The sequence below is a fragment of the Corynebacterium sp. HMSC056F09 genome, assembly GCF_001815785.1.
GTDB lineage: Bacteria > Actinomycetota > Actinomycetes > Mycobacteriales > Mycobacteriaceae > Corynebacterium > Corynebacterium hiratae.
In genome coordinates this window covers 28,358-53,803 of the sequence record NZ_KV821948.1, presented here as the reverse complement: position 1 = coordinate 53,803, position 25,446 = coordinate 28,358, and the positions used below count along the sequence as shown (strand labels likewise).

Genomic DNA, 25,446 nt, shown 5'->3' with positions numbered 1-25,446 from the left:
GCATGAGCGCTACCAAACTAGATGGCAACTTGTACCGCGACGAGATTTTTGAGGACCTGGCCCAGCGCGTGGCCGCCCTCAAAGAGAAGGGGATTACCCCGGGCCTGGCTACGGTCTTGGTGGGCGATGATCCGGGTTCGCATTCCTACGTGAAGATGAAGCACCGCGATTGCGAGAAGCTCGGTATCAACTCGATTCGCAAGGACCTGCCGGGAGATATCTCCCAGGAGGAGCTGGAGCGCGTCATCGAGGAACTCAACAATGATGACGCCTGCACTGGCTACATCGTGCAGCTGCCGCTGCCGAAGCACCTGGATGAAAACCGCGTGCTCGAGCTCATCGATCCGGCCAAGGACGCTGATGGCCTGCACCCGATCAACCTGGGCAAGCTGGTGCTCAACGAGGAAGCCCCGCTGCCCTGCACTCCGAATGGCTGCATCCACCTGCTGCGCCGCTTTGGGGTAGAGCTCGATGGCGCCAAGGTCGTGGTTATTGGCCGCGGCGTGACCGTGGGCCGCCCGATTGGTCTGATGCTCACCCGCCGCAGCGAAAACTCCACGGTGACGCTGTGCCACACTGGCACCAAGGACCTCGCTGCGGAGACCCGTGAGGCCGATGTCATTATCGCGGCAGCCGGCAAGGCACACATGCTCACCGCCGACATGGTCAAGGAAGGTGCTGCGGTTCTCGACGTCGGCGTGTCCCGCGTTGACGGCAAACTCGCCGGCGACGTGGCCGAGGACGTCTGGGTGAAGGCCGGCTACGTCTCCCCGAACCCGGGCGGCGTGGGCCCGCTGACGCGCGCGTTCCTGGTGAGCAACATTGTCGAGCGCGCCGAAAAGCTTGCCGCTCACTAACGGCGCAACACGAACGCCCAAGTAATGAGCATGTCCCCACAATCAGAAGGAAGCCCGCAGCACCGAGCACAACGAATGCCCCGGCGCCCAGCTCAGGGCCCTGTTCAAGGCCAGCCTCGAAGCCAGAATGGAAGCCAGACTGAAAGCCAAGCCCGCGGGAAAACCACGCCACCGGTGTCCCTGTCGAACCCGCACGATGCGCACCTGAAGCCCTCGGCGCTGCCGCCGGCTCTCCAGTGGCTGGCCATCGGCCTGTTCGTCGTGGCGGTTGTGGTGTCGGGTTTCTATGCCGTGTTCGAGCACTGGCGCCGCGCCACGCTGCTGCTGGGCGGGGCGCTGGTGTGGCTCACGGTGGTCCGCTTGACCTGCGACTCCTCGCGGGTCGGCGTGCTCGCGGTGCGCTCCCGGCGCTTCGATGCCTGCTTTACAGGCATCTTGGGCGCGGCGATGGTGTTCATGGCCTTCTCCATCGACGCGCTGGGCTCTTAGATGTAATATTCATCGCCCACGTACGCAGGGCCCACATCGAGGCCATTCGGCGCGGAGAGCAGCAGGAAGTTGCGCAGGATACGGTTCATCTGCCGGGTCTCCGTCAGAAAAGCATCGTGTCCCACGGGGGAGACAATCTTGGCCATCGCCAGCAGCTGGTTGACGTTGCGGGAGATGTGCTCCTGCTGGTGATAGGGGTAGAGGATGTCGGTGTCCACGCCCACCACCATCGTCGGCACCTGGGAGGCCGCCAACGCTTTGATGAGCCCGCCGCGCCCGCGGCCGACGTCATGCCGGTTCAACGCCTCCGTGAGCACCACGTAGGAACCCGCATCGAAGCGCTCGGTGAGTTTCGCCCCCTGGTAATCCAGGTAGGAGTTCACCGCGAAACGCTGATTGAGCTGGCGGTGCGGCCCCAAGGGATTCTCGCCTTGCTGTGCGGTAGCGCCGAAGCGCTCGTCGATCTCCTGCTCGCCGCGATACGTCAAATGCGCGATGCGGCGCGCCGCTGCCAGACCATCCCGCGGAGTCTTGTCCGTGAGGTAGTAATTTCCGCCATGCCAAAACGGGTCGCGCTCGATGGCGGAAATCTGCGCGGATTGGATGCCAATCTGCCAGCCCGAAGCCCGAGCAGACACCGCAATTACGCACACCGCGGACACGCTTTCCGGGTGCAGCAAGCTCCACTCCAGCGTGCGCGCGCCGCCCATCGAGCCGCCGAGTACCGCGTGCACGCGGGAAATACCCAGCTGCGTCAAGCAGTCGTGCTCAGCCTCCACCAAGTCCCGAATCGACAGCGCCGGGAAGCGCCCGCCCCACGGCTTTCCATCCGGGTGCAGCGACTTCGGCCCCGTCGAGCCATTGCAGCCGCCCAGCGCATTGGTCGCGATAACGCACCAGCGCGTGGTGTCCAAAGCCTTGCCAGGCCCCACCAGGTCGGACCACCAGTCCGCCACATTGGAATCCCCGGTCAGCGCGTGCTCAACCACCAAGACATTGTTGACGCCGTCCGGGTCGCCGGCGAAAGCGCCCCAGCGTTGGTAGGCCACGTGGGCGTCGGCAAGCACGGCGCCTGCTTCCGTGGTGAAATCACCGATGGGGACGACGGTGAGCTCGCCTTCGGGCGCGAGTTCCGGGATGGCGCTAACCAATGGCCGCGAACCCACGCTCGAGGTCGGCGATGATGTCGTTGACATCCTCGATGCCCACCGACAGGCGCACCGTGGCCTGCGTAATGCCCGCGGCCTTGAGCGCTGCCTCGTCGGACTGGGAGTGCGTGGTGGTCGCCGGGTGCACCACCAATGAGCGAGTATCGCCGATGTTGGCCAGGTTCGAGTGCAGCTTCAGCGCATCGATAAACGCCCACGCCTCCTCGCGGCCGCCGTCGATGTCGAAGGAGAGCACGGAGCCGGTGTAGGCGTAACCGAGCTTCTCCTTGGTGGCCTTGTACGGCGAGGAGTCCAAGCCGGCGTAATTGACGGTGGTGACCTTGGCGTGGGACTCCAGGTACTCTGCCACGGCCTGGGCGTTGGCATTGTGCTTCTCGACGCGCAACTGCAACGTCTCGATGCCATTCAGCGTCAGCCAGGCGTTGAAGGGGGAGATGGCGGCACCGGTATCGCGCAGCAGGCCCGCACGCGCCTTGATGGCGAAGGCCGGTGCGCCCAGGTCGGCGTACTTGAGGCCATGGTAAGCCTCGTCCGGGGTGACGAAGTAGGGGAAGACGGGCTCGCCGTCACGCTCGATGGTCCAGTCGAAGGAGCCGCCGTCGATGATGGCACCACCGATGGCGGAGCCATTGCCGGTATAGAACTTGGTGGTGGAAACCACGACGATGTCCGCGCCCAGCTCCAGCGGGCGGGCGAGCGCGCCGGTGGCGATGGTGTTATCCACGATGAGCGGGACCTGGTTCTTGTGAGCTACCTCGGCGATGGCAGGGATGTCGAGAACATCGGCGACTGGGTTGCCGAAGGTCTCGCCGTAAAAAGCCTTCGTGTTTGGCTGGACGGCGTCCTGCCAGGAGGCCGGGTCATCCGGGTTCTCGACGAGGGTGACGTCAATGCCGAGGCGCTTCAAGGTCACGGTAAAGAGCGTGGAGGTGCCGCCGTAGAGGCGCGGGGAGGTCACGATATGGTCGCCGGCGGAGGCCAGGTTCAGGATGGCCGCGGTTTCGGCGGCCTGGCCGGAGGCGAAAGCTACGGCGGCGACGCCGCCCTCGAGGGAAGCGAGGCGCTCCTCGAGTGCGTCCTGGGTGGGGTTGGTCAGGCGGGTATAAATCGGGCCGGCATCCGAGAGGTTGAAGCGGTTGGCGGCGTGCTCGGCGTCGTTGAAGACATACGAGGTGGTTTGGTAAATCGGAACGTTGCGTGCGTTGGTGGAGCCGTCCAGGTTCTGTCCGGCGTGGAGGGCGCGGGTCGCGAACGACCACTCGTTGACTTCGGAATTATCGTATTTGGTGCTCATGCCACAAAGGCTAGACCAAGCGGTTCAGTGCCGTTAGTGGCTTTGTGGAAACCGCAGGCAAGACCGAGAATAAAAATAGACCGAGCGGTTGGTTCGGCTTAAACGTCGATGCTTTCACCAACCCGCAGGCGCCGATAGCCGCTCACGCCGGCGCGTTGGAGCATGCCGTCGGTGTTTTGCTTGCCGGCGTCGGAAAGCACGGCGTCATGGATGGGCACCGTCAGCCGCGCGCCGATGCGCATGGCGTAATCCGCGGCGTCCGCCCCGCGCACCCACGGCCCGGCGATGGGGAGTAGGAGGACATTTACCGTGCGTCCCTTCGGGACGCACCATTGGTCCCCGGGGTGCAGCACACCATTAAAGAAATAGCCCAGGTTCTCGGGGCGCGGAATGCTGGGGTGGATTTCCTCGTGAAGCCCGCCCACCGCGTGAATCTCAAGGCCCAGAACCGTGAACGTCTCTCCAGCATGCACGATGGTGCCGGAGCCGAGGGCGTCGATGGCTTCCTGCGTTCCCCACACTGGCAGGCCGCTTGCACGCACGGCATCGACGTCGAGGTGATCGCCGTGCGCGTGCGTGAGCAGCACCGCCTCAGCGCCTTCCAGGCAGCTGAGGTCTGAAAGGGGGCCGGGGTCGATGACGATGCGCCCCTGGGGAGCCTCGACAGCCACGGCGGATTGCCCATGCAGAGAAACCTTCATGATCCCCACGCTAGCCAAAAGTAAAGGAATACAGCGAGAGGCCTTCGCTTACTTCCAGCTCGATTGTTTCGGTGTGATTGTCCGGTTCCCTGACGAGATCCACCGTGCCGTCCTCGGTGATGTCGAAGGTGCGGACCGAACCATTCGCGCGGTGCACGCGAACCGTTCCTTGCCCTGATGCCACGAGCTGTACCCAGGCGGCGCGATAATTCAGTCGCAGCCGCGCGTTAGGTCCGGCGGTGATGGGCTGGTCGGCCAAAGTCCACGTCCCGCCCAGCGAATACTGACCTAACGGCGGCTCGCTCGTGGTGAACTGGTGCGTGCCGTCGTGGTAATCGGGGTTGGTGAAATACTGTGCGCGTGCGGTGCCGAGGTAGGTCTCCGGCGAGCGCGGAGCGCTGTGAGCATCGGCGGCTTCAATGGGCTCAGGCAGTTCTATGCTGGGGTCGCGCTCGAGGAGAAGCTCACGAATGAGGCGCTCGGTCTCGGCGTAGTCGCCCTCGCCGTGGTGGGATTGGCGCAACATGCCGTGCTTGTCGACGAGATAGTGCGCCGGCCAGTACCGATTCCCAAAGTTCTTCCACGTGGCGAAGTCATTATCCTGTGCCACTGGATACTCGATTCCCTGCTCGCGGGCCGCACGGCGCACGTTGTCGGCCTCGTGCTCGAAAGCGTATTCCGGCGCGTGGATTCCGATGATGTCGAAGCCGTAGTCCTTGTAATGCGCATAGAGCTTGGTCAGGTGCGTGTTGTTGCGCTGGCAGTTGATGCAGGCATAGGCCCAAAAATCGATGAGCGTGACCTTGCCGGAGGTCCGCGGATCGACGGGCGCATCCGTGTTGAACCAGCCGGTCAGCCCCGCGAACGCGGGCACGGGGGTTCCTTCGGCTGTGAGGGTGGCCTGTTCAACGGGCGTGGCGTCGGTGTTGATACTGGGGAGCTTCTGCTGCAGCCACGCGGGCGCGCCGAGTGAGATGGCGCCGGCCATGGCGATCACCACAATTCCCGCGGTGACGCGTACCTCGCGTTGGTGGGAGCGGAAAGCATCGACGCGTTTGCCCACCTCGTTGCCGCCTAAGGCGAAAGCCAGCAGCGGGATCGCCACGCCGAGGGCGAAGGAGAGACAGAGGAGGAGGATGTGGGCGTCGACAGTCCCGGTGGCGCCCGCCACGGAGATTGCGGCCAGTGCTGGGCCCGCGCAGGGAACGAAGACAGCCCCCATGGCTAGGCCAACGACGAAGCCGCCCTTGTCGCGGGCTGTGGCTTGCAAGCCGCCAGCTTTCGGGAGCTTCTGGAAAGGCCACTCGAGGGCTTCCTGAACGCGAGGGAACACCATTCCCAGGCCCACGAGAACGAGCAGCGCGATTCCCACTTTCCACAGGACGTCGGCCGGGAGGCCCAAGGCATTGAGCAGCGTTGTGGCAAACAGCGTGACGAGGCTGAAACTTGTGACGAGTCCGCCGACGACCTGCCATGGCCGCCACCGTGAGCCGCCGCTGACTGCGAGGACCAGCGGCAAGACCGGCAAGATGCAGGGCGAGATGCCGGTGATAAGGCCACCGGTAAACCCGATGAATAGCGTAGATAACATCCTGTGCTCCTTCGCTTGTGATGCGGTGTGCGTATGCAACTAGTTCGGAACACGAGTGAAAAGCGGATTGCTTTTAAATCCGTCCAATCCGCATCGCAGGGTGGCTCCGAATGGTCAGATACAGGGTCCGGAAAGGCCGGACCCGAAGACCTGAAGAAGGAGTACCGAAATGAAGAAGCTTGTTACCGCCGCCGCTGCACTTGCCGTAGCCGCCAGTGGGCTGGTTGCCTGCAACGACAAGAAGGAAGAAGTGGACATGAAGCCCAGCTCTGAGATGATGGCCCCGAGTTCTGATGCGATGGAGTCGGATTCCATGATGACTGAGGAAATGAAGAGCGATGAGATGATGGCGCCGAGTGAAGAAATGACTAAGTAAAAGTGCCATGTCCGCCCCGCTGCTGGAGGTAAGCTCTACACCCGTGTCTGCGATGTCACCTGATGAACATGCGCGGCTGAACGACCTGCTCGTTCAGACCGCTGCGGCAGACAAGCATGCCTTCAGCGCGCTATACGACGCCCTCGCGCCCACCGTGTACAGCGTGTGCCTGAGCGTTCTGCGCAATCCTGCCTTAGCCGAAGAGGTTGCCCAAGATGTCTTCGTTGAGGTGTGGACTTCCGCTGCGAAATTTGACCCGCAGCGGGGAAACGCGCGGTCGTGGGTGGGCAGGTTGGCGCATGGGAGGGCCGTCGATAAGCTGCGTAGCCACGTTGCTGCAGTGCAACGCGATAACCGCGACGCGCTGCTGACCCAGGCTACCTACACCGAGCCTCTTGAAGATGAGGCCCTAGGACATGTCGAAGCGCAGCGCCTGCGCTGGGCCATCGACGAGATTGGGGAGCCGCATTCCACCGCGGTAGCCCTCGCATTTTTCAATGGCTTGACGCATGCTGAACTGGCAGAATCAACGGGAGTACCGCTGGGTACGGCGAAGACGCGCGTGCGCGACGGCGTTAAGAAGCTAAAAGCGATTCTCGGAAAGGAGGGAAGATGAGCAATACGCATGAGTTTTCTGATGAGACTTTCGACGACTTCCTCGATTCCCTCCCAGACGTGCATCCGCCAGCGCGAATGAAAGATGCTGTCTTTGCGGAAATTGACGGTGGCGAAGCTGCTGAGGTCATCGAGCTTCCACGCCGCCGCTGGCGGGCCTTCGTAGCGGTGCCGGCTGCCGCCGCAGTGCTCGTCGCAGGCGTGGTAGCCGCGCCGCAGCTCTTGCAGTTGGGTCAGCAAGATGCACCGGATAGCGCGCAAGTAGAGGCTGAATCGCCGGGCGAGAAATCCATGCACGACATCATGGGCGCAGAGGACCTTATGCAGGGCAATGCGGATGCCTCGGGAGCGCAACTGGATATCGTTTCCTCCGCCTCGATGGCGAAATCCGGCGCGATGGTCGATGGCCAGCCGCAACTGGCCGACGGCATGGGCGCCCAGGTGTGGGCAGTCAGTGCAGATGGTGAGATGGCCTCAGCCGGGGTTATCGGTCAGGCCCCACACGATGGGGTGTGGATGCCCTTCGACGGTGCCGCGGTCAAAGTCATGGTTACCGAGGAACCCGCGGGTGGCAGCGAGCAACCCACCGGTCGTACCCTCGCCACCGTGACCTTGGCCAGCGCTAGCTAGCCCGGTATGCGATAGGGCAGCTACGCGCCAGGCTAGCTACGTGTCAGCTAGTTAAGGCCTGCTTGACCAGATCCAGCGCGGCGGCGAGTTCGACATCGCTCAAATGCCCAAAGCCCAAGACCACGCCTTCCTCGGCGGCCACGCCGCCCCAGTAGTCGCTGAGCGGGGTGAGCGTTAGCCCTAGGGAAGCCGCGCGGTCGACCACGGCGTTATCGCACAGCAACACCGCATGGAGCCCGCCGTGGATGGGCAGAAGGGTAGCGGGGGCGTCTTCCAGCGCGGCTTGGACGAGATCGCGGCGGCGTTTGTAGGCGCGGCGCATCCGCCCGGTGTGCCGCCGCAGCGCACCGCTGGCCAAGTAGTTCGCCAGCGCTGCTTGGGGGATTGCGCCGACAGGCTGGCCGAAGACCTCCCGCACCCGATCCACCGCCGAGCGTAAGCTCGGCGGCACCACGAGGTAGCCGCAGGCAATGGACGGCGAAATCACCGAGGAAAACGTGCCCAGCAAGACGGTGTGTTCCGGGGCGAGCGCGGTCAGCGCGGGCAAAGGCTGGCCGACGTAGCGCAGCTCGGAATCGAAGTCATCCTCGATGATGAGCACGTCGTTGCTGCGTGCCCACTCGACGAGTTCCGCGCGCCGGGCCGCCGGCAGCGAACCACCATAAGGGTGCTGGTGGGAGGGGGTGACGATGAGAACGTCGAGGTCAACGGTGGGGACGGTGACGCCGTGGGCGTCGGTGGGGACGTCGACAAGCGTGTGGCCCAAAGCTTGGGGAACGCGGCGCAGGCTGGGGTAGCCGGGGGACTCCACGCCCACGCGCAAGTGGCCGCCCAGCGCGCGCAGCAGCACCGAGAGGCCGTCGCGGGCGCCGGCGGTGATGACGACGTAGGCCGGGTCGACGGTGAGCCCGCGCATGTGGCGCAGGTGCGCGGCCACCTCGCGGGGGAGATCGCCGGAAGGATTCACCGCGGCCTTGCGCCACGCCGCCCTCCATTCGGGGGTGATGATTCCGGCCGTATCGGGTAAACCGGGGGTCAGCTCCACGCGCGGTGGGGCAGGACTGGGCCGCGGTGCAGGGTGAGGCTGTGGGGTGCGCCCGTGGGGCAGATGCGGGTTGATGACGGTGCCCGAGCCAACCGACGCAGTGAGGTAGCCCTCGGCGGTGAGCTGCTCGTAGGCGGTAACCACGCTGCCTCGGGAAATGCCCAGATCGCGCGCCAGTGAACGCGTCGACGGCACCTGCTCGCCGGGCAGCAAAATGCCCGCCGCGACTTGGGTGCGGAGGGCTTCGGCAATCTGCACCGGCAACGCGCGCGTATCAGATGGATCGAGGCGGAAAGACACGACCCCATCATAAGTGGTCTAATTCAACACTCTAAAAATGGCTCTTGTCTTGGACCAATTTTCTGGGCCACTATGTGAGCCATGACTGAACAGAAGATTGAACAGGGACGCGCCACCACGCGCGTCAAGCGTGGACTGGCTGACATGCTCAAGGGCGGCGTCATCATGGATGTAGTCACCCCGGAGCAGGCCCGAATTGCTGAGGACGCGGGTGCGTCCGCCGTCATGGCGTTGGAGCGCGTGCCGGCCGATATTCGCGCTCAGGGCGGCGTGGCCCGCATGTCTGACCCGGACCTCATCGAGGGCATCGTCAACGCTGTGGACATTCCGGTGATGGCGAAGGCCCGCATCGGCCACTTCGTGGAGGCGCAGATCCTCGGCGAGCTGGGCGTAGATTTCATCGACGAGTCCGAGGTGCTCAGCCCGGCCGATTACGTCAACCACATCAACAAGTGGGACTTCGACGTGCCTTTCGTCTGTGGCGCCACCAACCTGGGCGAGGCCCTGCGCCGCATCACCGAAGGTGCGGCCATGATCCGCTCCAAGGGTGAGGCCGGCACTGGCGACGTCTCCGAGGCCGTCAAGCACCTGCGCACCATCAAGGGTGAAATCGCGCGCCTCCAGAACCTGGATCGCGATGAGCTCTACGTCGCAGCCAAGGAGTTGCAGGCGCCGTATGACCTGGTTGCTGAGGTTGCGGAGACCGGCAAGCTGCCGGTCGTGCTGTTCGTCGCTGGTGGCGTGGCCACGCCTGCCGACGCCGCCCTCGTCCGCCAGATGGGCGCCGAAGGCGTCTTCGTTGGCTCCGGAATCTTCAAGTCCGGCGAGCCTGCGAAGCGCGCGGAGGCCATCGTTAAGGCGGCCACCCTCTACGACCAGCCGGCCGAGCTGGCCAAGATCAGCCGCGGCCTGGGTGAGGCCATGGTGGGCATCAACGTCAACGATATCCCCGCCCCGCACCGCCTGGCTGAGCGCGGTTGGTAAACGCGGTGCGACCACTCGTCGGCGTGCTCGCGCTGCAGGGCGGGGTGGAGGAACACCTCGCCGTGTTGGAGAGCCTCGGCGCTGAAACGCGCCGGGTGCGCCTGCCGCAGGATCTCGACGGGCTGGACGGAATCATTCTGCCCGGCGGAGAGTCGAGCACCATCGATAAGCTGGCGCGCTCCTTCGGCGTTGCGGAGCCGCTGCGCCGCGCCGTCGAGGGAGGGCTGCCGGTCCTGGCCACCTGCGCGGGGCTCATCTACAGCGCCCGCGAGCTGGAGAACCCCGCGCCGGGCCAGCAGACACTGGGGCTTATCGACGTCACCGTGCGCCGCAACGCCTTCGGCAACCAACGCTTCTCCGAGGAGCGCATCGTTCCCGTCGCGCTGCAAGGTCAGCGGCCCGATCTAGAGGCCTCAGAGGTTGGGGCGCGGCGCCGGGACGCCGAGGCTCATGGCATAGGACCCCGAAGCATCACGCTCGATATTGAGGCGAGCTTCATCCGCGCGCCCATCGTTACCCGCGTGGGCGACGGTGTCGAGGTCATCGCCACCCTGCCTGCCCCTGCGCTTGGTTCTGTGGCTGGTGGAGCGACAAGGGCTGGTGGCGCGATAAGTAGCAGCGGGGCCATCAGTGCGGGAGTGGGCGGCAAAGGTGGTATGACACACGCAGATTGCGCCAGACATGATGGGGCCGAAGTGATCGTCGGTGTGCAGCAGGGACGCGTCACAGCGCTGAGCTTCCATCCGGAAGAAAACGGTGACTCGCGCCTCCACGCCACGTGGCTCGCTTCTTTTGCTAAATAACTATCGCCCGATAGTGCTCTGGGCTACATTGAGATGTGCTAGCTGAACACATCACTCTCAGAAAGGCTCCTCGCCGTGAGCACACCCGCCCCAGAACAAGTCCGCGAAGACATCCGTTTCCTCGGCCGGGTGCTCGGCCGGGTCATCGCGCAGCAGGAAGGCGAGGACGTTTTTGAGCTCGTCGAATCCACCCGCCGCATGGCCTTCGACATCGCCCACGGCGATGCCAAGCCGGAAGACCTCGTCGCTATCTTCCGCGACCTCGACATCACCAAAGTCAACCTCGTGGCGCGAGCGTTCAGCTATTTCGCGCTCATCGCGAATCTAGCGGAGGACTTGGATGACGAGTCCGTCGAGGCGCCGGTTTCCCTGCGCAAGACATTCGCCAAGCTCAAAGAAGAAGGCGTCGCGCCCGCCGACGCCGCCTCCGTCATCCGAGGCGCTCACGTCGCCCCCGTTCTCACCGCGCACCCCACCGAAACCCGCCGCCGTACCGTCTTCGACACCCAGACCCGCATCAAGACTCTCCTCAAGGAAGCTCACCGCGGCGGCGACATGGCGGCAATCGAGAAGGAAATGTACCTGCGCATGACGCTGCTGTGGCAGACCGCGCTGATTCGTATTGCCCGCCCTACCCTCGAAGACGAGATTGACGTCGGCTTGCGCTACTACAAGCTTTCACTGCTCGACCAGGTTCCCGCCCTCAACCGCGCCATTCGCCACGCCATGCGTGAGACCTTTGGCCAGCAGCTTCCCGATTCCCCCGTCGTCCGCCCCGGCTCCTGGATTGGTGGCGACCATGACGGCAACCCCTTTGTTAACGAGCACACCTTGACCTACGCCACCCGCAAGGCCGCGGCGACGGTGCTGCAGTACTACGCCGACGAGCTCGGCGAGTTGGAGCGCGAGCTCTCCCTGTCGGATCGATATTCCTCCAGTTCCAAGGAACTGGGCGCGCTTGCCGACGCCGCCCACAACGACGAAAAATCCCGCGTCGACGAGCCCTACCGCCGGGCCATCTTCGGCATCCGGAAGAAGGTGCTGGCGAGGCTGGAGGGGGAGACGTCGCCAAGCGCGTATGCGTCGCCGGAGGAACTCAAACGTGACCTGGACGTGATCGACCGCTCGCTGCGCCAGTTCAATGACGACATCATCGCCGATGACCGCTTGGCTCGGCTGCGCTCCGCGGTGACCACGTTTGGCTTCCACCTTTCGACGCTGGATATGCGCCAAAACTCCGAGTCCTTTGAGAACGTTCTCACCGAAATTTTCGCCGCGGCCACCATCACCCCGGACTACTGCGCGCTGGGAGAGGAGGAGAAGGTCGCGCTGCTCGTGCGCGAGCTGCAGACCAACCGTCCGCTGCTCTTCCCCGGCTCCGAGCGGGAGTTCAGCGAGGATACCTCGAAGGAGCTGGGGATTTTCCGTGCGGCGGCACGCGCTGTGCGGGACTTTGGGCCGAAGTCGGTGTCGCACTGCATTATTTCTATGACGGGAACGGTCTCCGACATTTTGGAGCCGATGGTGCTGCTCAAGGAGGTGGGCCTAGGCCAGGTCGATGTGGTGCCGCTGTTTGAGACTATCGAGGATTTGAAGGCCGGCGCCGGCATTCTGGAGAAGCTGTGGCAGGTGCCCGTGTACCGCGAGCATCTGCGCTCGCGCGAGGATATCCAAGAAGTCATGTTGGGGTACTCGGATTCCAACAAGGATGGCGGCTACCTGCAGGCAAACTGGGCGCTGTACGACGCCGAACTGGCCCTGGTTGAGTTGTGTTCGCGTCATGGCGTAGAGCTGCGCTTGGCACATGGCCGCGGTGGTGCGGTAGGCCGCGGTGGTGGTCCGACGTATGACGCGATTTTGGCGCAGCCGAAGGGCGCGGTATCAGGTTCGGTGCGTATCACCGAGCAGGGAGAGGTGATTTCTGCGAAGTATGGTGCGCCGGAGACCGCGCGCCGCCACCTGGAGGCTTTCGTCTCCGGCGCGTTGGAGGCTTCTCTGTTGGATACCGAGCCGATTGCGGATCCTGAGCGCGCCTACGAGATCATGCGTGAGCTGGCGGACTTGAGCGGTACGGCGTACCGCCAGCTTGTCGACGACCCCGGGTTCATCACCTACTTCACCCAGTCCACCCCGCTGCACGAGATTGGCGAGCTCAACCTGGGCTCGCGCCCGACCTCCCGCAAGCAGACCACCGCGATTACGGATTTGCGAGCGATTCCCTGGGTGCTGTCGTGGTCGCAGTCCCGCACCAACATCCCGGGCTGGTTCGGCGTGGGCAGCGCGGTGACGGCGTGGGTGCAGCAACCCTCTGGAGGATCGACAGCTGTCAGCGGCGCAGTAAACGCCGACGGAATAAACACTGCCCCAGCAGACGAAGAGAAGCGCTGGGAAGAGCTGCGCGAGCTGTACCGCACCTGGCCTTTCTTCCGCTCCGTGTTCGCGAACATGGCGCAGGTCATGGCTAAGGCGGAGATGCAGCTGGCACGCCTGTATGCCAACTTGGTCGACGACAAAGAAATCGCGGACCGTATCTTCGGCCTGATTTCCGAGGAGTTTGAGCGCACCCGCGAGGTCTACCTTAAGGTCACCGGCAACGCGGAGTTGGTTAGTGAGAACCAACGCCAGGCGCGGTCGCTCAAGCGTCGCTATCCGTACCTGCTTCCGCTCAATGCCATCCAGCTGGAGCTGCTGCGTCGCTACCGTAAGGGCGATGATCAGTTCCTGGTGTCGAAGACCATTCAAGTCACGATGAACGGGTTAGCCACCGCGCTGCGCAACGCCGGCTAGAATCTACGGCCAACCGACCCGCACGCCGAATGCCCCGCGAGGAAGTGATTTCCTGCGGGGTACGACCAAACAGTGCTGGAAGAGTGCCCTGGCGGAGCGGGGCACACTGGTGCGCAAGATGACCTTGAGGTTTGTTGAAGCGTTAGTTGAAGGCGCTTGTGAAGACCGGCGCGGCGTCGTATGGCGGGATCCATGCCACCCGCCCGCCGATGCGATCCATGCGGCCGCGTGAGGGCGGGGCATCGGGGTCATCGTCGTTGACGCCATTATGGTAGGGGCACAGTGGCACCAGGTTGAGGATGTTGGTGGGCCCGCCGCGGGCCCAGGCCTTGATGTGGTGGATCTGGCACTTCTCAAAGGGAACCTTGCAGCCCTCCCAGGCGCAGCAGGGATTCTCCGCGGCCAAGGCGAGGCGCTGCTTGGCGGTGGCGAAGCGCTGGAAGCGGAACACATCGAGCGGGCCATGCTCGCGGCTGACCGCCACGATGACTCCCTTGTCTAGCAAAGCGCGCTCCACCAGCTGCGAGCCGGTCATGGTCGCGCCACTGGTGGTGCGGACGATGAACTCTTCGCCGTCCTTGTCGGTATTGCCCTTGAGCAGCTCGGCGTAGTCATCAAGCTGCAGGACCGCCATGGTGGCAACCTCAGTCTTGACACCGCCACCGTCTAGATTCTCCAGGAAGCTTTCACCGGGGCGTTCCTGGTCGATGCCTTCGAAGACGCCGGTAAGCTGCAACGAGTCCGCGGTGACCGTGAGCGTGGCCAGACCGTTGCCATGCTGGGTGAGCTTGGCGCGCTCGGCATACGTGCGGGGCTTGCGCATCTGGCGCAGCCTTTTGCGCGCTACCTTTTCCACCAGCTCCGCGCTGGTCTGGCATAGCTCCACACGCAAATCCCACGCTTTGTGGTGGTCCCGAACTTTGGCAACGAAGTGCTCGATGAGCTGCAAGGTCACCAGCCCGTGCCCGCGCCGGCGCGCGGCTTCCACTGCCGTGCGCTGCTTCTTCGTCGAGGATGTGTGCCCGAAGTAGGTGTGGTGGAGGGAGAGGAACACGGTGGCGTCGGCAGGCGTGGCGCCGAGGGCCACCAAATCAGATTCAGACAGGCCCGCGCACTCGGCCACCAGGTCAATGGCGCGGCCGAGGGCGGCGAAGAACGTCTGTAATCTCATACCCCGCAGCCTAAAAGCACTCCACCCCACCTCCAAGCCCCGAACTAGCCATCCGATGAAATCTGTGGATAACTAGTCGGCACTCGGCTTTAGGCGCCGGCGAGGCCGCGGCGCTTAAGCAGCGGCGCAACGTCCTTGTCGCGGCCGCGGAACTCGCGGTAAGCCTCCGTGAAGTCGCGAGACGCGCCCTTGGACAGGATGACATCGCGGAACTTCTGACCGGCCTCGCGCAGGTCGGTTTGCTCTTTGAACCACTCGAAACCATCGGCGTCGAGCGCTTCGGCCCACAGGTAGGAGTAGTAGCCCGCGGAGTAGCCGCCAGCGAAGATGTGGTTAAAGTAAGTCGAGCGATAGCGCGGCGCGATGAGCTCGTTATCCAGCCCGGCCGCGCGCAGAGCTTCGGCCTCAAATTCGGCGACGGCCTCCGGAGTGGCCTTGAGCTCCGCGGCCTCGGCAGCGCTCAAGGAATGCCATGCGAGGTCGATGATTGACGCTCCCAGATACTCCGAGGTGGCGAAACCCTGGCCGAACTCGGCGGCGGCGGAGATGGCGTCGAGAAGCTCGTCCGGAATAGGTTCGCCCGTCTCCACGTGGCGGGCGTACTCCTTGACCAAGTTCTTATCGAGCGCCCAGTTCTCGTTGATCTGCGAGGGGAACTCCACCCAGTCGCGCGGGACGTTGGTGCCGGCGAAGGTGGGGTAGCGGACGTCGGAAAGCAGGCCGTGCAGGGCGTGGCCGAATTCGTGGAAGACGGTGCGGACCTCGTCCATGCTCAGCAGCGGCTGCGAGCCGTCGGCGGGCTTGGTGATGCCCATGACGTTGACGATGACCGGCTTGCGCTCCAGCAGTCGGGACTGCCCCACGAACTCGCTCATCCATGCGCCGCCGCGCTTGGTGGGGCGCCCGAAGTAGTCGGTGAGCAGAAGGCCGATTCCTTTATCCTCGTGCGAGTCGATATCTACGTGCGGGTCCTTATTCACGTGATTGACGTCTCCGTCAATCACCTCCCACACGCGAACCCCCTCCGCGTAGCCCTCGAGGTCATCGCGGGGGATAACGGTGATGCCGTAGAGGCGCTCGGCGGCGGCGAAGACGCCCTTCTCCAGGACCTGGTCCAGCGGGAAGTACTTGCGCAGCTCCTCCTCATCGAGAGAGAAGTCGCGGGCGCGGACCTTGGATTCCCAATAAGGCCAGTCCGCGGCGCTGAAACCCTGGCCGTTGAGCGTTGCTTCCTCCGTGAGGAGCTTCTGCTCGCCTTCGGCATTGGCCGCGGCGGCGGGGGCGAGGTCGAAGAGCATGGTGCGGGCGGCGTCGGCAGTCGCGGCGGTTTCTTCGGCGATGACGTAGTCGGCATGCGTGGCAAAGCCCAACAGCTCGGCGCGCTCGGCGCGCAGTTGCACGGCCTCGATGAGCCCCGGGATGTTGTTCTCGGAGCCCCTGCTTGTCGACGCCCCATACAACCTCCCCCTCGCATCCTCCCGCGCCAGACGGCTCAGCTCGGACTGCACGGTCGGCAACTCCAGCGGGATGACGAAGCCCTCGCGGCCTAGTGCTTCGGCATCGGCCTTGGCGGAGGCGATGCGTTCGGCGGGCAGGCCCTCGAGTTCTTCCTCGGTGAAGGAGACCGCGCGCTCGCGGGTAGACGCCATGAGGTTGCGGCCGAATTCTTCAGAGAGCGCGGAGAGGCGCTGGTTGATCTCGGACAGGCGGGCCTTGCCGGCCGCGTCGAGGTCGGCACCCTTGCGGGCAAAGGTGCGCAGGAGGTGCTCGTGGAGGCGCTGGCCTTCCGCGTCGTCGGCAGGCGGCGTGGCCTCCTTGATGCGCGCGTAGAGCACCTCGTTCTGGTAGATCGCGTCATAGTGCGCGGACAGGCGCGGGTAGATGTCGGCGGCGATCTCCTCCATTTCATCGGTGACATCCGTGCCGGAAAGGTTGCCGAAGACGGCCATGACGCGGTCGAGGTCCTGGCCGGAGCGCTCGAGCGCCTCCACGGTGTTTTCCCACGTGGGCGCGGCGGGGTTGTCGGTGATGGAGGCGATCTCGGCGTCGTGAAGCGAGAGTGCCTCGTCGAAGGCGGGGCGGTAGTGCTCGACCTTGATCTCCGCAAACGGTGGGAGCTGGTAGGGCAGCGTGGAAGGTGTCAGTAGTGGGTTAGTCATAAGAAACTACCGTACCTAATAAGCTCCGCCCTATGTGATGGCTTTCACTAAATTATCCGACTGGGACTGGCGTGCGTTCCCTGCGCGGGGCGGTGGCACGGTTCACAAGGATGACATCGAGAATCAGGAACGCTGCCAAAGTGATTCCTAAGAGCGGCAGGAAGACGCCGACGGTGGCCGCGAATAGCGCGCCCAGTCCTGTGGTGGCCCAGGAGAAGCGGGCAGTCGGGAGGAAGCGCGGGCGACGTTTCCACCACATGTAGTAGCCCAGCACTACGAGGGCGGCGGTGGCGAGGCCTAGTGCGAGCAGCGCGATCTGCAGTGGAAGGCCAAACATGATGCCCATGTGCAGGTAGATGCCCCAGCTGCTGAGCTTGCTAAACAGCGGCAGGCTGGAGAAAGGCTGGCGGTCGATGACGTCGCCGGTAGTGCCATCTACCGAAATTGCATCGGAGGTGGTGCGCCATTCCACCCAGCGTTCGCTGACCTGCCAGGCGGAGTTGGCGTCCTCCGGCGGGTAGAGGCGCAGCGGTCCGGTCAGTCCCTCGGCGCGGCCGGTGGCGAGGACGCGTTCGGCCTCGGCAGCCACGTTCGCGCTTGACCACGCCCCTCCAACCCCATGACCTTCATGTCCTTCATGGCCGGTGTGCTCATGCGTTTCAGCGGTGGTGCCGGGGAGGGCAGTCTCGATGGGGGTGGCCTTCCAGTTCATGCGCTCGACGAGGGAATCGACGTTCCCGCCGGCCAGTCCCGACCACGTGATACCGGTGGCAGAGAGGCCAAGCAGGCCGATGAAGATCCAGGCGCCAACAGTGGAATGCAGGCGGGTGGCCTTCCAGCGGGCAGAGCGCTTGGGCTGCTGCTGCGCTGCGTTCGCGGTTGCCTTGTTCTTCGGGCGGCGGCGAATCCACCACATATAAAGACCGCCACAGGCCATGACCCACAGCCAAGAAGCAGCCAGCTCCGAGTAGAGCTCACCGACCTTGCCCAAGTGGAAGCTTTCGTGCAGGGAGGAAATCCAGCGGCGCAGCGGCATCTCACCCAGGCCCGAGTAGGTGGGGTAGTCCCCGATGACCTCGGCGTTGGCAGGATTGATGAAGACGGTGCGCTGGAGGCTTTCGTCGATGCTGTCATCGGAAACCAGCACGCGCGTCGAATCCGTCGGTGTCGTGGCCGGCCAGACCTGCGTGACCGGCATGTCAGGCTGTTTGTGCTGCGCGGCCTGGATTTGTTCCTCCAAGCTCACGGGGTGCTCGACCGCCGGAACGGTCATGACGTCGCGGTACACCACCTTCTCCAGGGTGGGTGCCATGGCATAGAGACAGCCAGTCAATGCCGCAACGAGGATGAAGGGGCCGACGAACATACCGCCGTAAAAGTGAATGCGCTGAATGAAAGATCGCAGAGCCGTCCGACTCATATGTAGTGCTCTTTTCAGTGTGTACAGGTAGGGCCCGTAGTGGGTGCCTGAGGGTGAATGCTTTCGGGCACTCAAGACGGGCGATGGACAGGCGCTGATATCAACTGCACTACTAGTCGGAGGCGGTGGTTGCTTGGTTCCCGTGGATTGAAAAACTCTCTCTTTTGCTGTGCGGTGTAGCTTTTACAACCTTTGATGAGGTTAGGGGTTTGCATAAGCCGTTGTCGGACTTCAATTGATGGTCGGCTACAGAGATCTGCCAATAGGGATAGCGAGGCTAATCTCATATTGATAGCCTGAGCACATGAGCATTATGAAGATCTGCCCCCCCCTGCACGACAACATAAGACTACCGCGGTAGTCATTGCTGGCGTAATGCTGGCAGGCTTTGTGAAGATTCCAACTGCGCATGCGCAAAACTACAACAATCCGTTTCCCACTGAACCCTCCGACTCTTACATCCAAGACTGTGCGAACAATCCGGCTACGTGCAAATTGCCAGAAGGAGTGGCAACTGGTGCATCTCCCGAGAAGCAGGAGGCATGGAACAGATGCTTAGTGGCGATGACCGTTGCTGGTGTTCCTGCGGGCCGGGCGGTGCAAGGAATGCTTAAGGCAATTGCGACCGGAGTTGTAGCGGGTGGCCTAAACGGTTACGCCAGTTGCGACTGGGATGCAATTCTCGCTAAGTAGAGGTGTTGAGAGCATGAAATCATTTTTGGCTGGTTGGATTTTGTCGATAGGCGCGGTACTTATGGTGGGGTATTCCTCTGCTGACTTGATGTGGGTAGTCCGGACGGCCCTACTTACGACGATTCTCTGGGTATCAGCCTATTTCATTTCTAAGAAGCGCCAGATTCAAAAAGTGGATGGCATCGACCGTAGCTGATGCTCCCATGGTTGTACGGGACGCTAGTCACCTGATTTTAGGCAGCGGAGAAATTGCCCAATGGCATCGGAGGAGGAGGGGGTGTTACACCGCCGGTAGAGCGTGAGGTGGGACCATGTCTCGCGTCACGCAGCGGCGTCGAAGGTGACTTGGTGGTTAAGGACGTCTTCGTAGGAAAACGACGGCGCCGCGCGCTCCACTACGGAGGGGATACGCGCGGCGGTCGGAAACATGACGGGAGAAAGAGTTACTTCTTCAGGCCATCAATGATGTCGTTGAAGGCAGCGACCGGGCGCATGGTCTGGTTGAGCTTCTCCTCGTTCGGGGCGTAGTAGCCGCCGAGGTCGACGGGGGAGCCCTGGACGTCGAGAAGCGCCTGCTCAATCTCGCCAGCCTTGGCCTCGAGGGCCTCAGCAACCGGCTTGAAGGCCTCCGCCAGCTCGGCGTCGTCAGACTGTGCAGCCAGCTCCTTGGCCCAGTTGAGGGTCAGGAAGAAGTGGGAGCCGCGGTTGTCGTTCTCGCCGACCTTGCGGGACGGGGACTTGCCCTCATCCAGCAGGGTCTCGGTGGCCTTGTCCAGGGCAGCGGCCAGGACGCCTGCCTTGGCGTTGCCGTTGGTGTTGTGCTCGTGGCGGAAGGACTCGGCCAGAGCCAGGAACTCGCCGAGGGAATCCCAGCGCAGGTGGTTCTCCTCCTGGACCTGCTGGACGTGCTTCGGAGCGGAGCCGCCGGCACCGGTCTCGAACAGGCCGCCGCCAGCCATGAGCGGAACCACGGACAGCATCTTGGCGGAGGTGCCCAGCTCGAGGATGGGGAAGAGGTCGGTGTTGTAGTCACGCAGCACGTTACCGGTGACGGAGATGGTGTCCTCGCCCTTGCGGATGCGCTCGACGGAGATCTTGGTCGCGGTGACCGGGTCCTCGATGGAGATGTCGAGGCCCTCGGTGTCGTGATCCTGCAGGTACTTCTTGACCAGCTCGATGAGGTTGGCGTCGTGGCCGCGCTCCGGGTCGAGCCAGAAGATAGCCTTCATGCCGGACAGGCGAGCACGGTTGACAGCCAGCTTGACCCAGTCCTGGATCGGGGCGTCCTTGGTCTGGCAGGCGCGCCAGATGTCACCCTCCTCCACGTCGTGGGAGATGAGAGCCTCGCCCTTGGAGTTGCGGACCTCGACGGTGCCCGCAGCCGGGACCTTGAAGGTCTTGTTGTGGGAGCCGTACTCCTCAGCCTTCTGTGCCATGAGGCCGACGTTCGGGACGGTACCCATGGTGGTCGGGTCGTAAGCGCCGTTAGCCTTGCAGTCCTCGATCACGGCCTGGTAGACACCGGCGTAGGAGGAATCCGGGATGACGGCGAGGGTGTCCTGCTCCTCGTCGTTCTTGTTCCACATGTGGCCGGAGGTGCGGATCATGGCCGGCATGGAGGCGTCGATAATGACGTCGGACGGAACGTGCAGGTTGGTAATGCCCTTGTGGGAGTTGACCATGGCGAGGTCCGGACCCGCGGCCAGCGCGGCGTCGAAAGCGGCCTTGATCTCAGCGCCATTCTCCAGCTTGTCCAGGCCCTCGTAGATAGCGCCCAGGCCGTTCTCGCCATTGAGGCCAGCGGCCTCGAGCTCCTCGCCGTACTTCTCAAAGACATCAGCGAAGAAAGCGCGCACGACGTGGCCGAAGATGATGGGGTCAGAAACCTTCATCATGGTGGCCTTGAGGTGAGCGGAGAAGAGCACGCCCTCTTCCTTGGCGCGGGCAACCTGCGCCTTGAGGAACTCATCGAGTGCCTTGGCGGACATGAAGGTGCCGTCGATGACCTCACCCTTGAGGACCGGCAGCTTCTCCAGCAGGGTCTGCTCGCCCTCGGCGGTCTTCAGGACGATGGAGAGGGTTTCCTCCTCCGGCATGATGACGGACTTCTCGTTGTGGCGGAAGTCGTTAGCGTCCATGGTGGCCACGTTGGTCTTGGAATCAGCGGACCACGCACCCATCTTGTGCGGGTTCTTCTTAGCGAAGTTCTTGACCGCAATCGGGGCGCGGCGGTCGGAGTTGCCCTCACGCAGAACCGGGTTGACAGCGGAGCCCTTGACGGCGTCGTACTTCTCCTGAGCCTCTTCGTACTCCGGAAGGTCGTAGCCGGCGGCCTGCAGCTCAGCAATAGCCTTCTTCAGCTGCACCAGGGAAGCGGAGATGTTCGGCAGCTTAATGATGTTAGCTTCCGGGGTCTTGGCCAGCTCGCCGAGCTCAGCCAGGGCATCGGAGACCTTCTTGTCACCAAGGCGCTCCGGGAACTGGGCCAGGATGCGGCCGGCCAGGGAAATGTCGCGGGTTTCCACCTCGATGCCTGCGGTGGACGCGAAGGCCTCCACGACGGGCTTGAAGGAGTAGGTCGCCAGCAACGGCGCCTCGTCGGTACGGGTCCAGATAATCTTTGCCATGGTTCTCCTAAAGAAGTTGAAAACTGTTCAACCTCACAGGATACCTGTCTTATTTTCTCGCGGTGCCGGTCCCCCTGTGACTCGCACCACCAGCGGGGGAAGTCTGTGTACTTGGCACAACCTTTCCGGCTGGACTTACGAGCTCGGGAGGGGAAGTACTAAGGTCTGCCCACGTGAAACCGATGAATACCCGTATCCAACGCCGCCCCGTCCCACGCCAGACGGAAATCTCCGCGACGCGCCGCATCATCGTCATGATCGCCATGGCGCTGGGTGCTTTCGCCATCGGTACCACGGAGTTCACCTCCATGGGCCTGCTGCCGCTCATCGCGGATGATTTCGGCATTACGGAAGACACGGCGTCGGTAGTCATCTCCGTCTACGCGCTCGGCGTCGTCGTGGGCGCCCCAGTCATCGCCGCACTTACAGGCAAGCTCCCACGCCGCCGCCTCATCATCCTGCTCATCGCCTTCTTGCTCGTGGGTAACCTGCTGACAGCCCTGGCCCCGAATTACGGCGTCCTGCTGGTGGCGCGCTTCATCGCCGGTCTGCCGCATGGCGCATATTTCTCCGTAGCTAATTTGGCGGCGGCCTCGATGGCGCCGCCTGGCCGCCAAGGTTTTGCCATGTCGATGGTGGGCATGGGCCTGTCCATCGCCACCGTGATCGGCGTGCCCGCGGCCCAGGCCCTAGGCCAAGGATTGGGCTGGCATGCGGCGTACTTTTTGGTCGTGGCCATTGCGGGGCTCACGATGGTCCTGCTCTTTTTCCTCTTCCCGCACATGACGCGCATGCCGGAAACGGATATGTTCACCGAGCTCGGCGCGCTGAAAAACAGCCAGGTCCTGCTCACCGTATTCCTCGGCACTGTTGGTTTCGGTGGCATGTTTGCCGTCTACACCTACATCACGTGGACCATGACGGAGGTCGCCGGCATGGACCCGAGCCACACGTGGATTGTGCTCATGGCCTATGGCATCGGTATGACTGTCGGCAACGTCGCCGGCGGTGCGCTGGCGGACCGAAACCTGGAATTCGGCATCATCTTTGCTCTCGTCTGCATGGTCGGAGTGTCAGTGACCTTCTACTTCGTGGCGCACAACGCATGGGCGGGCACGATTGCCTTTGGCGTCTTGGCCTTCTTCGGCTCCATTCTCGTGCCTTCCTTGCAGCTGCGCCTGGTCAACGTGGCGGGGGATGCGCAGAGCCTCGCGGCGGCCTTGAACCAGTCGGCCCTCAACATCGCCAATGCGGCGGGCGCGGCCATCGGCGGTGCGGTCGTGGGCGCTGGTTATTCCTATAACTCCACCGCGCTGGCCGGCGCGGGCCTGGCGGTGGCCGGCTGTGTTACTTGGGTCGTCACCATGTGGGACAAGCGCCGCCGGGGCCCTTCCGTGAAGATTATTGAACAGAGTTAGACTGACCGGCATGAGTTTCACCATCGCCTCCGTCAACGTCAACGGCATCCGCGCGGCCTGCAAACAGCGCAATGAGAACAACCCGGGGATGAACGCGTGGTTGGATACCACGCCGGCCGATGTCGTCCTCATGCAGGAGGTGCGCGCCAACCCCGAGCAGACCCAGAAGGCCCTGGCCCCAGCTCTGGAGGCCGGATGGAACCTGGTCCAGGCCGAATCCGCCGCGAAGGGTCGTGCGGGCGTGGGCATCCTATCGAAGCATGCGCTTGGCGACGTCTCCGTGGGCTTCGGCTCCTTCGCCGAATCCGGCCGCTTCATTGCCGCCACCGTGGAAGGCGTGCGCGTGGCCTCTTTGTATCTGCCCTCCGGCGATGTGGATTCGCCGAAGCAGGATGAGAAGTACCTCTTCCTGGACGAGTTTTCTTCAGTCTTGGATGAGATGGCTGCGACCTACCCGGAGGCTGTTATCGGTGGTGACTGGAATATTTGCCACCGCGCCCAGGACTTGAAGAACAACAAGCCCAACGAGAAGAAGTCCGGCCACCTGCCGGAGGAGCGCGCTTTCATGGATCGCGTCTTTGGCTCCTTCCCGGATGCGCAGCCGCAGGAGAAGAAGGGGTTCGGGGATTGGTTCGGCGTGGTGGATTATGAGACCAAGACCGCCTGGGAAGCGGCCGCGGACCCGCAGTGGTTTGACGTCGCCAGGCGCCTGCACCCGGAGGCTGAGGGGCCCTATACCTGGTGGACCTACCGCGGCCAGGCTTTCAATAACGACGCTGGGTGGCGCATCGATTATCAAGCGGCCACGAAGTCTATGCTGGAGCGCGCGCAGCGCACGTGGGTGGAGAAGGCGCCGACGGTGGAGGAGCGCTGGTCCGATCACTCTCCTCTTCTGGTGGAGTACAAGTAGCCGAATTCAAGTAGTGGTACGATAATCCCGTCTTAACGTCCTTTTCTATTTCGCAGGAGATGCTCATGACCCGCGCAATCATCTACTTTGTCCTCGGCGCTATTCTGCTTGCCCTGGGTATCTGGTGGTGGACCATCGTCGGACCGTCCTTTGCCTTCCTTGGCCCGATCGTCCTCCAGGGCGTTGGCGGCGCGTTCATGGTGGCCGGTTTCGCCGTCATGATGGACGTCATTAGCCCGACCTCCCGCAAGATTTAACCGACGCACCGCCTCCCCGCCGGAGGCGGCAGAGTAGAGTAGTCAACCATGACTGACTCCACTTCTGCATCGAACTCCGCTTCCCGAGTCCTCTCTGGCATCCAGCCTACGGCGGACTCTTACCACCTGGGTAACTACCTCGGAGCGCTCAAGCAGTGGATTGACCTGCAAGACTCCCACGAGGCTTTTTATTTCATCCCGGACCTGCACGCCATCACGGTGGAGCAGAATCCGGAGGAGCTGCGCCACCGTACCGTGGCGGGCGCCGCGCAGCTCATCGCATTGGGTATTGACCCGGCGAAATCCACCCTCTTCGTACAATCCCACGTCCCCGCACACGCGGAGCTGACGTGGGTTTTGCAGTGCCTGACCGGATTCGGTGAGGCCTCCCGCATGACCCAGTTCAAGGACAAGTCCCTCAAGCAAGGTCAGGACCGCACATCCGTGGGCCTGTTTACCTACCCCGTCCTGATGGCCGCGGATATCCTTCTGTATTCCCCGCACTACGTGCCGGTGGGGGAGGACCAGCGCCAACACCTCGAGCTCACTCGCAACCTGGCGGAGCGCTTCAACAACAAATACGGCGAGGTCTTCCGCGTGCCAGAGGCCTTCATTCCGGAGGGCTCAGCCAAGATTTATGACCTGCAGGAGCCGACGTCCAAGATGTCGAAGTCGGGCGCAAACCCGAAGGGCATCGTGAACCTGCTCGATGCTCCTAAGACCTCCGCTAAGCGCATTAAGTCCGCGGTGACCGATGACCTCGGCGTGGTGGCCTTCGACCGCGAGAAGCAGCCCGGCGTGTCCAACCTGCTGGCTATCCAGTCTGCGCTGACCGGTGAGAGCATCCCGAACCTCGTGGACAAGTACGCGGGCCAGGGCTATGGCCACCTGAAGGTGGACACAGCAGAAGCGCTGGAGGCCTTCACCACTCCGCTGAAGGCACGCTACGACGAGCTCATGGAAGACCGCGGCGAGCTCGAGCGCATCTTGGCTCAGGGCGCCGAGCGCGCCACGGAGATCGCCTCCCCGCTCGTGGACAAGGTCTACGAGGCGGTGGGCTTCCTCCCCGCGCGCCGCGGCTGAGTTGGTTAGCATGATGAAGACTGTGTAGAGGACTCTGTAACTTATTTCTGTAATTCATAAAAAGGGG

The 25,446-nt window shown here is 63.3% G+C and carries 22 protein-coding genes; 13 read left to right on the top strand and 9 right to left on the bottom strand.

The features are described from left to right. The first annotated feature begins 2 nt into the window (after window positions 1-2). The gene (locus HMPREF3056_RS09150; protein WP_070754619.1) at window positions 3-857 is read left to right on the top strand and encodes a bifunctional methylenetetrahydrofolate dehydrogenase/methenyltetrahydrofolate cyclohydrolase; all 855 of its coding nucleotides are present in this window, start codon (window positions 3-5) and stop codon (window positions 855-857) included. A 174-nt stretch (window positions 858-1,031) separates the two neighbouring features. Next, window positions 1,032-1,346, top strand: coding sequence for a DUF3017 domain-containing protein (locus tag HMPREF3056_RS09145; protein WP_049157087.1), 315 nt, complete (start codon window positions 1,032-1,034; stop codon window positions 1,344-1,346). Here HMPREF3056_RS09145 and HMPREF3056_RS09140 read toward each other — a convergent pair. The 4 genes from HMPREF3056_RS09140 to HMPREF3056_RS09125 all read right to left on the bottom strand — a co-directional run bounded on the left by HMPREF3056_RS09140 (window position 1,343) and on the right by HMPREF3056_RS09125 (window position 6,101). Continuing rightward, complete coding sequence (locus HMPREF3056_RS09140) at window positions 1,343-2,542, bottom strand: homoserine O-acetyltransferase MetX (protein ID WP_246822503.1); 1,200 nt, start codon at window positions 2,540-2,542, stop codon at window positions 1,343-1,345. The genes HMPREF3056_RS09145 and HMPREF3056_RS09140 overlap by 4 nt on opposite strands. Then, the gene (locus tag HMPREF3056_RS09135; RefSeq protein ID WP_046648383.1) at window positions 2,490-3,809 is read right to left on the bottom strand and encodes an O-acetylhomoserine/O-acetylserine sulfhydrylase; all 1,320 of its coding nucleotides are present in this window, start codon (window positions 3,807-3,809) and stop codon (window positions 2,490-2,492) included. Before HMPREF3056_RS09135 ends, HMPREF3056_RS09140 begins: the two co-directional genes overlap by 53 nt. 98 nt (window positions 3,810-3,907) lie before the next feature. Then, window positions 3,908-4,510: an MBL fold metallo-hydrolase gene (locus HMPREF3056_RS09130; protein WP_046648498.1), complete on the bottom strand. Its 603-nt coding sequence runs from the start codon at window positions 4,508-4,510 to the stop codon at window positions 3,908-3,910. A gap of 10 nt (window positions 4,511-4,520) precedes the next feature. Beyond that, window positions 4,521-6,101: a redoxin domain-containing protein gene (locus HMPREF3056_RS09125; RefSeq protein ID WP_070680489.1), complete on the bottom strand. Its 1,581-nt coding sequence runs from the start codon at window positions 6,099-6,101 to the stop codon at window positions 4,521-4,523. A 169-nt stretch (window positions 6,102-6,270) separates the two neighbouring features. Here HMPREF3056_RS09125 and HMPREF3056_RS09120 point away from each other — a divergent pair, with 169 nt between their 5' ends. From HMPREF3056_RS09120 to HMPREF3056_RS09110, 3 genes are read left to right on the top strand one after another with little or no spacing between them, the layout of a single operon-like run. Further along, window positions 6,271-6,477 (top strand): hypothetical protein, encoded by a 207-nt coding sequence (locus HMPREF3056_RS09120; protein WP_049157090.1) that lies wholly within the window; start codon window positions 6,271-6,273, stop codon window positions 6,475-6,477. A 7-nt stretch (window positions 6,478-6,484) separates the two neighbouring features. Then, the gene (locus HMPREF3056_RS09115; RefSeq protein WP_049157094.1) at window positions 6,485-7,093 is read left to right on the top strand and encodes a sigma-70 family RNA polymerase sigma factor; all 609 of its coding nucleotides are present in this window, start codon (window positions 6,485-6,487) and stop codon (window positions 7,091-7,093) included. Then, window positions 7,090-7,722 carry an anti-sigma factor gene (locus HMPREF3056_RS09110; protein ID WP_049157096.1) on the top strand — a complete coding sequence of 211 codons (633 nt, stop codon included), beginning with the start codon at window positions 7,090-7,092 and terminating at the stop codon, window positions 7,720-7,722. Before HMPREF3056_RS09115 ends, HMPREF3056_RS09110 begins: the two co-directional genes overlap by 4 nt. A 43-nt stretch (window positions 7,723-7,765) precedes the next feature. Here HMPREF3056_RS09110 and HMPREF3056_RS09105 read toward each other — a convergent pair whose 3' ends face one another. Further along, window positions 7,766-9,067 carry a MocR-like pyridoxine biosynthesis transcription factor PdxR gene (locus HMPREF3056_RS09105; protein WP_070754618.1) on the bottom strand — a complete coding sequence of 434 codons (1,302 nt, stop codon included), beginning with the start codon at window positions 9,065-9,067 and terminating at the stop codon, window positions 7,766-7,768. 81 nt (window positions 9,068-9,148) lie between these two features. Between HMPREF3056_RS09105 and pdxS the strand changes: the two genes are divergently transcribed. The 3 genes from pdxS (at window position 9,149) to ppc (ending at window position 13,641) form a co-directional block, all read left to right on the top strand. Beyond that, on the top strand, window positions 9,149-10,051 hold the full coding sequence (gene pdxS, locus HMPREF3056_RS09100) for a pyridoxal 5'-phosphate synthase lyase subunit PdxS (protein ID WP_049157099.1): 903 nt from the start codon (window positions 9,149-9,151) through the stop codon (window positions 10,049-10,051). Window positions 10,052-10,056: 5 nt separating this feature from the next. Then, window positions 10,057-10,854, top strand: a complete 798-nt coding sequence (gene pdxT, locus HMPREF3056_RS09095) for a pyridoxal 5'-phosphate synthase glutaminase subunit PdxT (protein ID WP_070754617.1) — start codon at window positions 10,057-10,059, stop codon at window positions 10,852-10,854. 75 nt (window positions 10,855-10,929) lie between these two features. Continuing rightward, a complete protein-coding gene (gene ppc / locus HMPREF3056_RS09090) occupies window positions 10,930-13,641 on the top strand; it encodes a phosphoenolpyruvate carboxylase (RefSeq protein WP_070754616.1) in 2,712 nt (903 codons plus the stop codon). A 142-nt stretch (window positions 13,642-13,783) separates the two neighbouring features. Here the strand turns inward: ppc and HMPREF3056_RS09085 are convergent, their stop codons facing one another. The 3 genes from HMPREF3056_RS09085 to HMPREF3056_RS09075 form a co-directional block, all read right to left on the bottom strand. Then, a complete protein-coding gene (locus HMPREF3056_RS09085) occupies window positions 13,784-14,812 on the bottom strand; it encodes an HNH endonuclease signature motif containing protein (RefSeq protein WP_070754615.1) in 1,029 nt (342 codons plus the stop codon). Between the two features lie 89 nt (window positions 14,813-14,901). Further along, a complete protein-coding gene (locus HMPREF3056_RS09080) occupies window positions 14,902-16,971 on the bottom strand; it encodes a M3 family metallopeptidase (RefSeq protein WP_070754614.1) in 2,070 nt (689 codons plus the stop codon). Between the two features lie 52 nt (window positions 16,972-17,023). After that, window positions 17,024-18,391 (bottom strand): PepSY-associated TM helix domain-containing protein, encoded by a 1,368-nt coding sequence (locus HMPREF3056_RS09075; RefSeq protein WP_070754613.1) that lies wholly within the window; start codon window positions 18,389-18,391, stop codon window positions 17,024-17,026. Between the two features lie 706 nt (window positions 18,392-19,097). On the opposite strand from HMPREF3056_RS09075, the gene HMPREF3056_RS09070 reads away from it, so the two are divergent. Then, window positions 19,098-19,280, top strand: coding sequence for a hypothetical protein (locus HMPREF3056_RS09070; RefSeq protein ID WP_046648373.1), 183 nt, complete (start codon window positions 19,098-19,100; stop codon window positions 19,278-19,280). A gap of 247 nt (window positions 19,281-19,527) precedes the next feature. Here HMPREF3056_RS09070 and HMPREF3056_RS09065 read toward each other — a convergent pair whose 3' ends face one another. After that, window positions 19,528-21,711 carry an NADP-dependent isocitrate dehydrogenase gene (locus HMPREF3056_RS09065; RefSeq protein WP_070754612.1) on the bottom strand — a complete coding sequence of 728 codons (2,184 nt, stop codon included), beginning with the start codon at window positions 21,709-21,711 and terminating at the stop codon, window positions 19,528-19,530. Window positions 21,712-21,893: 182 nt separating this feature from the next. Between HMPREF3056_RS09065 and HMPREF3056_RS09060 the strand changes: the two genes are divergently transcribed. From HMPREF3056_RS09060 to trpS, 4 genes are all read left to right on the top strand, one after another. Further along, window positions 21,894-23,129 (top strand): MFS transporter, encoded by a 1,236-nt coding sequence (locus HMPREF3056_RS09060; RefSeq protein WP_210401792.1) that lies wholly within the window; start codon window positions 21,894-21,896, stop codon window positions 23,127-23,129. Window positions 23,130-23,139: 10 nt separating this feature from the next. Then, on the top strand, window positions 23,140-24,039 hold the full coding sequence (locus tag HMPREF3056_RS09055) for an exodeoxyribonuclease III (RefSeq protein WP_070754610.1): 900 nt from the start codon (window positions 23,140-23,142) through the stop codon (window positions 24,037-24,039). Between the two features lie 65 nt (window positions 24,040-24,104). Beyond that, window positions 24,105-24,296 (top strand): hypothetical protein, encoded by a 192-nt coding sequence (locus HMPREF3056_RS09050; protein WP_049157254.1) that lies wholly within the window; start codon window positions 24,105-24,107, stop codon window positions 24,294-24,296. A 48-nt stretch (window positions 24,297-24,344) separates the two neighbouring features. Next, a complete protein-coding gene (gene trpS, locus HMPREF3056_RS09045; protein WP_070754609.1) occupies window positions 24,345-25,379 on the top strand; it encodes a tryptophan--tRNA ligase in 1,035 nt (344 codons plus the stop codon). The last annotated feature ends 67 nt before the right edge of the window (window positions 25,380-25,446 follow it).